Source organism: Zongyangia sp., assembly GCF_965361945.1.
In genome coordinates this window covers 26,011-36,786 of the sequence record NZ_CBDTOK010000003.1, presented here as the reverse complement: position 1 = coordinate 36,786, position 10,776 = coordinate 26,011, and the positions used below count along the sequence as shown (strand labels likewise).

Here is a 10,776-nt window from a genome sequence, read left to right as displayed (position 1 = left end):
ATATATCTTCCCTCCGGACTTTCCGACCAGGAAAGGCGCTATATCCTTCTCCACGAGCAAACCCACATCCGGCGAAAGGACCATATTGTCAAGGTTGTTGGATTTTTGCTTGTCTGCCTGCACTGGTTTAATCCTCTGGTATGGTTGGCGTTTTTTCTCAGCAGCAAGGATATGGAGATGTCCTGTGATGAAAGCGTCATCAAAAAGCTGGGAAGCGAAGCCAAGCGGGGCTATTCGGCGACCCTGCTGGCTTTGGCTACAGGACGAACCATTGTGGGAGGATCACCCCTTGCCTTTGGAGAGGGGAACACCAAGGGGAGGATTAAGAATGTGCTGGGTTACCGGAAGCCGGCCTTCTGGGCCGCTGTGGTGGCGCTGATTGCGGTTATTGCCGTCGGTGTGGGGCTGCTGACCAATCCCAGGGAAGAACAAGAGAACCCCAGCGCTTCCCAGTCGCAACTAGACATTGATACTATGTTGGCCTCTGTGGAAAATATGTACCAAGGATATAATGTGGAAATGGATGGAGACCGGAGTATGGGGGACAGGGTTTTGGCCGCTTTTCTGGTGCAGCTTCCTCCAGAAGGAGAAGGTGATCCTCCAGCCATTCTGGTAGGAGTAGACAAAGAGACAGGGGAAATATGGCAATATGGTGAAGAAGGGGAAGAATGGTTCGAGGCGACGCCCCATTTTAGTGAAGAGGCATTTATTCAAAACCTGTTTCAGAGTATTACTTTTGAGAACGGGACGGTAGCAATGACCATTCCCGCTGATATTCCGGATAGGTACCAGCTTTTTCTTCATGTCAGCGGTACAGCTCCTATGGGAGATGGGTCTCATATGTCGCTGCACGCCTTTGAGGGGGAGGAGGCAAACGCTTCCTGGGAGCCGGGGAAAACCTATCAGCAGGAACTCTTTAGCGGCGATGTGATAGATGGAACGGAACTCTATTTTGACGTGTCCTTCACCTCGGAGAATGGGGAAGTTCTCTATAGTGATACGCTTACCTGGATTTTTGAGGGAGGAAAGCCGAAGGCGCCAGTTCCTCTGTGGGATACTTCGGTGCGGTTCATCTTGGAAAGTAGAACTGCGTCCCTAACCTACCGAGAGGCGGATGGGAATACTTTTCAGCTTCAACTGGAGCTGCCAGAAGACTGGGAACTCAGACTCATATTACCCAATGAAACAACTTTGTACGCCCCTGTAGCCATTTACAGGGGGGATGAACAGATTGGAACCATCAGCTACTGCGATTTTGAGTTATATGAAGGAACAACGGCAGAGAATTTTTACCGTTCCGTTTATAATCAATTGATGTTGGGCTCCATGGTCAATTGGGACAACGAGTATACTCCGGTGACCCAGACAGAGACCACCTGTACCGCTACGGTGCAGATTTATCACCGGGAGGGGGACGCGTCAGGAGAGGTTTGGTACAATCCAGGCATTTTATCCTACAACACCGAGTTGCTTCGATATGTGGCTATCTCGATCAATGAAGGAGCGGCTAGCGATAGCCAGATACAAGAGATCGCCAGAAGCCTCACATTAACAAGATAAATCATAAACTCAAAGCGCACGGCAGAGAAACTGCCGTGCGCTTTCCTACGTATTGGGATGGTCGGTCATGTGATCTACGGTTTCGTCTTTTGCCAGAGGGATATCATAAATTTTAGAGTAGGATTCCGTTTCTCGCTTGGTTACCGGTGGTGTTGGCATCAGTCCGGTGCATTCGGTAGAAGACGCAACATCCATCATTTCTTCATAAAGCTCCTCTTCATCCACCGCATCATAGGGGCGGGGAGGATGATTGTTTTTCTTCATTGATAACACGCTCCTTTCACTTTAGTTTTTCCACAAGTATCTTTATTTAAGCTGGAAAAAAGAGCAAGCTTTTGAGACAAAAAGGGTTGCTTGTCTTTTGAAAGGAGAGAGAGTAAAATAATAAAATAAAAAGTAAGATGTGGCAAAAGTACTACGTTTTTGATGAAGGAGGAAACACCATGCCCTTTTCCCCAAAAACCATCGATTTTCTAATAGAAAACCGGCTTCACGACAGCCGGGAGTGGTTTGAAAGCCACAAAAAAGAATACCGGGACTTTGTAATCTCGCCTTTGCGGGAGCTGGTGATCGCTTTGACGCCCACCATGCTGGATATTGACCCAAAGGTGACCACCGAACCCAAAATTGACAGAACCATCTGCCGCATTTGGAGAGATACCCGTTATTCCAAGGATAAATCACGGTATCGAGATCATATGTGGATCATTTTTAAGCGTGGCAAGATGCACAGCACAGAAGTCCCCGGCCTTTATTTTGAAATTAGCCCCGATGGCTTTAATTACGGAAGCGGATTCTACCATGCTTCTACCGATTATATGAACACCATGAGAAAACTAATACAGGAAGGGGACAAGGACGCTAAACAGGCAATGGCAGCCTATCAAAAACAGTCCCTGTTTCTTATGGAAGGGGAATGCTTTAAACGTCCCCGTTACCAGTCGGCACCGGAAGAGCAAAAAATTTGGCTGGAACGGAGAAATATCGGGTTTTATACAGAGAGCGCCGACGCTCAGCTTCTGTTTTCGGATCAATTGGCCGAGAAGCTCAGCCAAGACTTCCAGTTGCTCACCCCTATCTATCGATTTCTTGTCAAGGTGGCCCAGGTTCTCCACGAAACCGAACTACAGCGGCCATCCCTTTTATAAATTATCTAAAATATTTTTCTTTTTTGAATGGAATCCTCCGTTTCAATCGTATTCTAAGTGAAAAAACTTATAAAAATGGAGGAAGTAAGATGAAAAAGATACTTTTAGGCGTTGTTGTGGCAGTATTGGTAATTTCCATCGGAATAACAAGCACATTTGCAATTGGCTCTGCCTACGGACGAAACTATGCAGATGCGGATAATAATGGCGTTTGCGATAACTATGAGGCCATAGTAGACGGCGTGAGAGCGGCGGGGCGGTATTGCGGCCAAAACTATGTAGACGCGGATAACGATGGTGTTTGCGATAACTATGGCGGTGGCAGGTGCTCACAAAATGGAGCAGGTAGGGGCTATGGAGCGCATAGGAGATGCAAAAGATAAAAAATGCGGAGTTTTTTAAATGAGGAGCGAACAAGAGGCCAATCGCGCGATTGAGCAATATGCGGATACAGTTCGCCGTATCTGTATGGTACACTTGAAAAATTATACAGATACGGAAGATGTATTTCAGACTGTATTTTTAAAATATGTGCAAAGTGCGATTCAATTTGAAAGTGATGAACACGAACGGGCATGGTTAATCCGGGTGACAATTAATGCCTGTAAAGATCTGCTCAAAAGTTTTTTCCGTAGCCGGACGCTATCAATTGACCAATTGATAGAACAAGCGGCCGAACTTCCTCCCGACAATAGGGAAGTTTTAGAAGCCGTTTTGTCACTTCCAGCAAAATATAGAGACGTGGTCTATCTGCATTATTACGAGAATTATACTGCGCCTCAAATCAGCCGTATTCTTGGAAAGAACGTCAATACGGTGTATACACTCCTGACTCGTTCCAAAAAAATGTTGAAGGAAAAGCTGGGAGGTGATGAATATGAATGACAAGCTGAAAGAAACTTTTGATTTGATTCACGCAGAAGAGGATTTAAAGGATAAAACCAAAGCCTTTCTTGCCAAGGAGACCCATGGATACAAAAGAAGCAAACATTTTGGCATTCAGAAACTTATACCAGTAGCCGTCTGTTTTTTGCTTCTTCTGATCGGTTGGGGCGGCTATCATATATACTTTACGCCTACCTCAACGATTAGCATAGATATTAACCCATCTTTAGAGTTGGGTGTCAATCGCTTTGATAAGGTCATATCGGTAAAAGGATATAATGAGGACGGGGAGCAGCTGGCATCATCGCTAAGCGTCAATAATATGGACTATAAAAATGCGGTAGAAGAGATTATGGAAAACACCAGTATCGCAGAGTACTTGTCGCAAGATGAAATCATATCCATTGCCGTCGTAGGGGATGACCAAGAACAAAGCGAAAGAATTGTTTCCAGCATGAGATTATACACATCCGATCAAAGTAATGCCTACTGCTATGCGGCTGATACAGAAGAGGTCGCCTTGGCCCATGAGGTAGGGCTTTCCTATGGAAAGTATAAGGCGTTTTTGGAGGTACAGGCTCTCGATCCTGAGATCACACCGGAGCAGATACAAGAGATGTCAATGCGAGAAATCCGTGACCTGTTAAATACCTTATCTAATGCCGGAAGCAATGGACCAAATGAACAGGATAAAACGGGACATTGGGGAGCCGGAAAAAACCAAGGCTACGGACACGGAAAAAAGAATCGAAAAGGGGAAAGTGAATAGAAATTTCGGAACTTTCCCCAGCGAATAAAACTGGCTGTTGCTAAAAATGCAACAGCCAGTTTTTTTCCATGATTAGCGGATATGAAATTGTCAGTCGTGCCGCTCGCTGACAGCTCCTAACCGATAAGCGCTGAGTAGGAGCTTGAGATCTGCGATTCGCTCTCGGATTCCCTGCCCAGCATCGGTTTCGTCAACCGTGATACGGGATGAAGCCCGATCAAATACCACCTGGGTAGAGAGGATATCCTTATTCAATTTAATGGCGTTATCCAAGCCGCTAAAGGGCTCATGAGAGCATAGGCGGAGGCCATAGGAGTTATAGATGAGAGTGTATCCCGCAATTCCGGTAGTGGGCTGATAAACCCGGCAAAATCCTCCGTCAATGACAATGAGCTTTCCGCCGGCCTTGATGGGATTTTCTCCATCCTTTGATTTAACGGGCATGTGGCCATTGATAATGTGGGAGTAGGAAGAACCCAGTCCAAATTGCCCGAGCAAAAAGGTGACGACGGCCTCGTCATCGGTAAAACGGTAATAGGGATTTTTCGGCTCCATCCAACTATTTTTGTCATCGATGAGCAGCCGCTCAAAGGTGGTGATCTTTTCCCGGCCGCACAGGGGAGAGTTGCGGCCGCACCATAAAAACCAGAGAAAATCCTTGCCATATTGCTTCTGAGGGGTGTCTTCTTTGGCATAATAGCCCTGACGGGCAATGGTGTCGGCATAATCCATCAGCCTTTTTCCGGAAAGGGTCTGCCCGCCCAGGTTAAACTCCATGAGAGAACCATCGGGATTCAGAGGAATGCAGCCGTGGAAAAGCAGGTTGGAGTTGAAACAACGGTAAAGGCTGCCTTTAGAATAAAGGAAGCCCACATGACGCTGTAACCTTTCGCTGTGCTGAAATGCAGTTTTTAGCTGCTTCATCAGCAGGGCTTCCTCTTCTGTCAGGGCGTAAGGATCGTTCTGATCCACCGTGGGAAAGTCGCAGTCGGTGAGAGAATAGGTGACCCCATCGATGTCAATTGTTTTGTGCTGGTAATCAATTTTTCCCAGCAGCATCCGGTCATCCATCTTATATTCCGGATGGCGGAGGAGAATCTGGCCTTCTAGCTTAAACTGTATAATGGCGATGGCCTTGTGCATCCGCGCGCCTTGCAGCATGTCTTTGAGGGTGTAATCCCGCTCATTGGGAACCTTTGGCATAAAGCGGGAAAGATCGGAATTTTTATAAACTTCGTTGGCAAAGAGGGCCAAAGGACGCAAACTGATGCCATAACCGCTTTCAATGACTTCCAGGTTGTTGTAGGTGATGGAATTGTTGAGGACGGTGGCAATGCAGGTGCGGCTGCCGGTAGCGGCCCCCATCCAGAGAATGTCATGGTTGCCCCACTGGATATCCACACTGTGGTGTTCCATCAGGTTGTCCAGGATGATGTCAGCCCGAGGGCCGCGGTCAAAAATATCCCCAACAATATGGAGCCGATCTACAATGAGCCTCTTGATGGTAGTGCAGAGGGCAATAATAAAGGCATCAGCCCGATCAATGTCGATGATGGTAGAAATAATGTTGGCATAGTATTCCTCTTTATTATGGGCATCATAATTGACATTGATTAACTCGTCAATGATATAGTCGAAGTCTGTAGGAAGGGCTTTTCTCACCTTGGACCGGGTATATTTGCTTCCCAGCAACCGGCATAGCTCCAACAGCCGGTTGAGGGTGATCTTATACCACTCCGGCAGATCAGCAACCCGGGAGGTGATTTCCTCCAGCTTCTCTTTGGGATAGTAGATTAGGGTAGAAAGTTCGGCCCTTTCCTCTTTGGTGACAGTATTTTGGTAAAGGGCATCGACCTTCTCCCGGATCGCCCCGGAAGCGCTGTTGCGGATATGAATAAAAGCCTCATATTCTCCGTGGAGGTCGGACATAAAGTGCTCTGTTCCTTTGGGAAGGCCTAAAATGGCCTGGAGATTGATAATTTCTGTGGAGGCGGCCTGAATATTGGGATATTGGTTGGATAGCATCCGCAGGTATTTTAGATGCTGCATTACGTCTTCTCTGGTCTGTTTTGGCATCTCCATATTGTCACTTCTTTCCGTCACATTATTGGCATAAATGCTGTTTTTCTAAGTATAACCTGTTGGCAGTGAGACTGTCAATTTAGCAACTTGTTCCAGCCGCGTTTTTTCTCCATAGGGCTTGACTTTAAGGACAGCAGGGGTATGATGAAAGAGTAGACGAAAAAAGGACCGGATTTCCGGAAGATAGGAGTGTTATCATGAAATATATCAAGATCAAAAATACTGACATTTGCGCTTCGAATATTGTGATGGGTTGCATGCATCTGAGCGAGCTTTCTAAAGATGCGGCAGAAAAGCACATCAAGACCGCTATGGAGCAGGGGATCAACTTCTTTGACCATGCCGATGTATACGATGGAGGAAAATGCGAGAGCCTGTTTGCAGAGGCCATTGGCATGAATGACGATATCCGGGAGAAAATGGTGCTCCAGAGCAAGGTGGGAATCCGCAGACTGCCCAGTGGGCACACCATTTATGACTTTTCCAGGGAGCATCTCCTGGCGGCAGTGGACGCCAGCCTCCATCGGCTGAAAACCGACTATCTAGATCTGTTGCTTCTCCACCGGCCGGATGCCCTAGTGGAGCCGGAAGAGGTAGCAGAGGCATTTGCAATTCTACATTCTACCGGCAAGGTGCGGTATTTCGGCGTTTCCAACCAGAATTCTCAGCAGGTTGCGCTGTTGCAAAAATATGTACCTTATAAACTTGTAGTCAATCAGTTGCAGTTGAGTATCTGCCATACCAACATGATTGACGTTGGCATTGCTGTCAACATGGATATTCCCCAGAGTTTCGACAGGGATGGCGCTATTTTGGATTACTGCCGCCTGAACGATATGACCATCCAGGCTTGGTCTCCCTTCCAGTGGGGCTTTACCGAAGGTGTTTTTGTAGGGGATATGGAAAGATATCCAGAGCTTAACGAAGTGATGGATAAGGTAGCGAAGAAATATGGGGTTACCAAAAATGCGATCGCTACCGGCTGGATTGCCCGCCATCCGGCCAATATGCAGATTATCCTGGGTACAACCAACAGCCAGCGTCTCATTGAAAGCTGCCAAGGTTCTGAGCTTGTGCTGACCAAAGAAGAATGGTATGAGATCTATGAGGCAGCAGGGAATATGATTCCCTAAGCGCTCTATATGAAAAAACGTCTGAGGAAACTCAGACGTTTTTTTCATGGGAATTGAGCTTGTCTACGTAGTCCTTCAGCTCATCTACCGAGCGAAATTCTGACAGGTGGTAGCATAGAGCCCGTTTGAGGGCATCTGGCAAGGAATCATAGTAACCTGCCATTTCCAGATCGCCGCCAAAGCCAAAACTAACCGGATGAAATTGATCCATAGGCAATCACCTCAGGGATAGTATGACCTGAGACGTTCTTTATCATTCCAAAGAGGATATAAAATTTTCGTAAGCATCTTCAAAGGACGCATAAGGAGATGGATTTCCTCCATTGGTGCTTTTGCATTGGTTGTCGCTGCTCTCTTGGCCCAACGCAAATAGCTCACCGACGCTGATATCATATCCGGCCTGTTTGGCGCTTTGGCAGAAGTCATCCATGGGATCCTTCGCATTTTTTGAAGCCAATAGTTTCTCTCGCAATTTCGGATCCCGCTTTGCCTGTTCCCATAACAGCGCGAGCAGTTGTTCCGTTCGGTTCATACCATCACCTCATTTATAAGCATCTTTTAAATCATTTTGTTTTACATTTCTTATTCATCTAATATTATCCTAGCACAAGAGTTGGAACAATGCAATAAATTTGCAAGAATTAATGCTGAAAAATGCAGAAATAATTAAAAAAATGCGATATTATGGAGGTGAGAAGCGAAAAATGAATGATGATAAAAATAAAATGCAAAAATAGGGCTGTGATGACCTCTATAAAAAGTAAGGAATGGTTTTCTCATATTGACAAGAAATGGAGGATCATGTATAATACTACTTGCTGTTAATCAGAGGAACGGGGTATAGCGCAGCTTGGTAGCGCGCTTGGTTCGGGACCAAGAGGCCGGGAGTTCGAGTCTCCCTACTCCGACCATCGGAGTATCCAATTTGGATACTCCGATTTTTTTATTGCTGATCGATAAGTTTTACGGTGTTGCATGAAAATGTATAACTCTCGCCGCTTTGGAACCTGTATGTAGAAGGACTTGTTTCTTACTTCGTGCAGGAGGCATATCTACGACTGAAGAAAACTACAATTACCGAACGAGTCAGACGCTGCTTCGCAACCAGTTTCCAGGCAAAGGAAAGTTAAAAATCCCCATCATTCCCAAGTTCCAAGAAAAGCCCGGAGACTTTGATGATCTTTTGTTGATTGGTTTTGACAAGACTCATCTGGAAGATCAAAACCATCTTGACCGCATGGTGCATTTTTTCCTTTACGACTACCGCTTTGAGCGAGTCTGGAAGAATCCCGACAACGACATTGAAAAACTCTCCCGCTACCGTGCGGTGCTGTCGCCGGATTTCAGTATGTACCTGGAAATGGCGCCTGTCATGCAACTATACAATGTATTCCGCAATCGCTGGTGCGGCGCCTACTGGGCATCCAAAGGGCTCCGGGTGATCCCCACCGTCAACTGGGGCGATGAATCCTCCTTTGATTTCTGTTTTGAGGGGATCGAAAAAGGAAGTGTTGTTGCTGTCTCCACCTATATGGCATCTGAGCACGACAATCGCTGTGATCAAAAGGAATGGTTTCTGGCTGGCTACAACGAGATGCTGCGGCGCATTGAGCCGGAGAAAATCATCTGCTATAACACGCCGTTTCCAGAGATGCAGGGAAATATTATTGATGTGGACTATGAACGCAGTTCTTGGCGGTATATGAATTACGAGCGCGGATTTCAGAAAGAAGACCTGGAATCTTTCAAAATTGGTGGTTCTTTCTATACAAATCATGATACAATAGAGCCGTTCCTGATTGACAAGGGCGGCGGCAGTGCGTATGGTGGAAAATGGAAACCCAGCCCAAATAAACCTGACGACCAGCGTTTTCTTGGTAAACCCGGAGAAATTAAAACAACATATAAGAACGGCTATCGTGTTGATACAAAAATTGGAAGCGATGGACGAGCAGAACTGGAAAGACATTATACTGACCACAGGCAACCTTGGGCACATACAAATCCCCACGATCATCCCATCAATTGGGATAACCCTGCTGGTTTCCCTGATCCACAGCCTCCTATCAATTACCCCGATGGCGCACCTGAGTTTAAGAACTTTGAAAGAAGGTTCTATATGATGAAAAACACAATTGTCCCCTCCAATTCCTTGGAACAAAATCGCTTTACAACCATAAGCGATTTTCAGACCTGCATGAGATGGCATGGAGAAGTGGAGTTTCTCTGGAATGGAGTCCATTACAGCATTACCCATCGCAATGGAAGAATTTATATTTCCCACAGCGGCATTCAGGAAACAGAACGATCTTTTGCAACATCCGGGGATATCCTTGAGTACGAGGTAGATTCTTACCAACTGCGGGATATTATCACAAAGGTTACTGTTGTGTTTCGGTCAGTTTAAGATACCCCCCCTTGCTTGCAAACCATTGATATTCCTGAACTTTTCCAAGTCCTATAATTATACTCGGACCACACAAAGAAAGAACCTGGAGTTTTGACTCCAGGTTCTTTCTTTGTATTCTCCTACTTGTATGTGGATTTTATTTTGGAATAATAGCACAAGAATATCGCACATCTATGAAAAAGTCATGGCGATTCGCCGAAGATGTAGGAATTAAAGAAAAGAATTTTAGAAAGATGTTGACTTATCAATTAATATTTCCTATAATATGTAGCATGCGACAGTAATAAGTAGCATGCTACATATTAAAATAAAGGAGGTGGTTCAGTGATGGAAGCTCAAAGTATCGGATCAATGATCAAAATCCTGAGTGAGACCATCGGACAGAAAGTAAACAAAAACTGTAAGGAATTTAACTTGACGATGCAGCAAATGAAGATACTGCACTTTTTAAGAATGAGGGAAGGGGAGAAGGAAGCTAGCCAAAAAGAAATTCAAAATTTCATGAGGATATCCCATCCCACAGTTGTAAATATTCTCAGATTGATGAAAGAAAAAGGATTCATTGAAACATCTACCAGCCACGAGGACAAGCGAATGAAAATTGTGAGGCTCACAGGCAAGGAAGATAAATTTGTGAAAGATGTAATTTCCGAAAGGGAAGAGATGGAAAAGCAGCTGGTAAAGGGTTTGACACAGAAAGATCAGGAAAACCTACGGTGGTATTTGAAAAAAATGTACGAAAATCTTACCGAAGCCAGTTGATGGAGAATGACTAATTTAAGGGATATG

The 10,776-nt window shown here is 45.5% G+C and carries 12 protein-coding genes and 1 tRNA gene; 9 read left to right on the top strand and 4 right to left on the bottom strand.

From position 1 onward, the window contains the following. The coding region (locus ACZ25G_RS00340) for a M56 family metallopeptidase (protein WP_463681142.1) at nt 1-1,560 on the top strand (1,560 nt) is incomplete at its 5' end. A 45-nt stretch (nt 1,561-1,605) separates the two neighbouring features. On the opposite strand, the gene ACZ25G_RS00335 is transcribed toward ACZ25G_RS00340, so the two are convergent. After that, on the bottom strand, nt 1,606-1,824 hold the full coding sequence (locus ACZ25G_RS00335; protein ID WP_191510007.1) for a hypothetical protein: 219 nt from the start codon (nt 1,822-1,824) through the stop codon (nt 1,606-1,608). Between the two features lie 179 nt (nt 1,825-2,003). Here ACZ25G_RS00335 and ACZ25G_RS00330 point away from each other — a divergent pair, with 179 nt between their 5' ends. From ACZ25G_RS00330 to ACZ25G_RS00315, 4 genes are all read left to right on the top strand, one after another. After that, entirely contained in the window at nt 2,004-2,708 is a 705-nt protein-coding gene (locus tag ACZ25G_RS00330) for a TIGR02453 family protein (RefSeq protein WP_191482659.1), read from the top strand. An 89-nt stretch (nt 2,709-2,797) separates the two neighbouring features. Beyond that, complete coding sequence (locus tag ACZ25G_RS00325) at nt 2,798-3,091, top strand: hypothetical protein (RefSeq protein ID WP_463681141.1); 294 nt, start codon at nt 2,798-2,800, stop codon at nt 3,089-3,091. A 19-nt stretch (nt 3,092-3,110) separates the two neighbouring features. Next, nucleotides 3,111-3,593, top strand: coding sequence for a sigma-70 family RNA polymerase sigma factor (locus tag ACZ25G_RS00320; protein WP_191482661.1), 483 nt, complete (start codon nt 3,111-3,113; stop codon nt 3,591-3,593). Continuing rightward, the gene (locus tag ACZ25G_RS00315) at nt 3,586-4,362 is read left to right on the top strand and encodes an anti-sigma-I factor RsgI family protein (RefSeq protein WP_463681140.1); all 777 of its coding nucleotides are present in this window, start codon (nt 3,586-3,588) and stop codon (nt 4,360-4,362) included. Before ACZ25G_RS00320 ends, ACZ25G_RS00315 begins: the two co-directional genes overlap by 8 nt. Nucleotides 4,363-4,452: 90 nt before the next feature. On the opposite strand, the gene ACZ25G_RS00310 is transcribed toward ACZ25G_RS00315, so the two are convergent. After that, nucleotides 4,453-6,438, bottom strand: a complete 1,986-nt coding sequence (locus tag ACZ25G_RS00310) for a fructose-1,6-bisphosphatase (RefSeq protein WP_463681143.1) — start codon at nt 6,436-6,438, stop codon at nt 4,453-4,455. Nucleotides 6,439-6,641: 203 nt separating this feature from the next. On the opposite strand from ACZ25G_RS00310, the gene ACZ25G_RS00305 reads away from it, so the two are divergent. Beyond that, nucleotides 6,642-7,577: an aldo/keto reductase gene (locus ACZ25G_RS00305; RefSeq protein ID WP_191482663.1), complete on the top strand. Its 936-nt coding sequence runs from the start codon at nt 6,642-6,644 to the stop codon at nt 7,575-7,577. A 31-nt stretch (nt 7,578-7,608) separates the two neighbouring features. On the opposite strand, the gene ACZ25G_RS00300 is transcribed toward ACZ25G_RS00305, so the two are convergent. Both ACZ25G_RS00300 and ACZ25G_RS00295 read right to left on the bottom strand, forming a co-directional pair. Further along, a complete protein-coding gene (locus tag ACZ25G_RS00300; RefSeq protein WP_191482664.1) occupies nt 7,609-7,788 on the bottom strand; it encodes a hypothetical protein in 180 nt (59 codons plus the stop codon). A gap of 42 nt (nt 7,789-7,830) precedes the next feature. After that, nucleotides 7,831-8,109: a Nif11 family protein gene (locus ACZ25G_RS00295; RefSeq protein ID WP_342682820.1), complete on the bottom strand. Its 279-nt coding sequence runs from the start codon at nt 8,107-8,109 to the stop codon at nt 7,831-7,833. A 302-nt stretch (nt 8,110-8,411) separates the two neighbouring features. Here ACZ25G_RS00295 and ACZ25G_RS00290 point away from each other — a divergent pair. The 3 genes from ACZ25G_RS00290 (at nt 8,412) to ACZ25G_RS00280 (ending at nt 10,749) form a co-directional block, all read left to right on the top strand. After that, nucleotides 8,412-8,488 (top strand) — tRNA-Pro (locus ACZ25G_RS00290). Nucleotides 8,489-8,577: 89 nt separating this feature from the next. Beyond that, nucleotides 8,578-9,984 carry a DUF4417 domain-containing protein gene (locus ACZ25G_RS00285; RefSeq protein WP_463681139.1) on the top strand — a complete coding sequence of 469 codons (1,407 nt, stop codon included), beginning with the start codon at nt 8,578-8,580 and terminating at the stop codon, nt 9,982-9,984. A 330-nt stretch (nt 9,985-10,314) separates the two neighbouring features. After that, nucleotides 10,315-10,749 (top strand): MarR family winged helix-turn-helix transcriptional regulator, encoded by a 435-nt coding sequence (locus ACZ25G_RS00280; RefSeq protein ID WP_224771606.1) that lies wholly within the window; start codon nt 10,315-10,317, stop codon nt 10,747-10,749. Nucleotides 10,750-10,776: the final 27 nt, after the last annotated feature.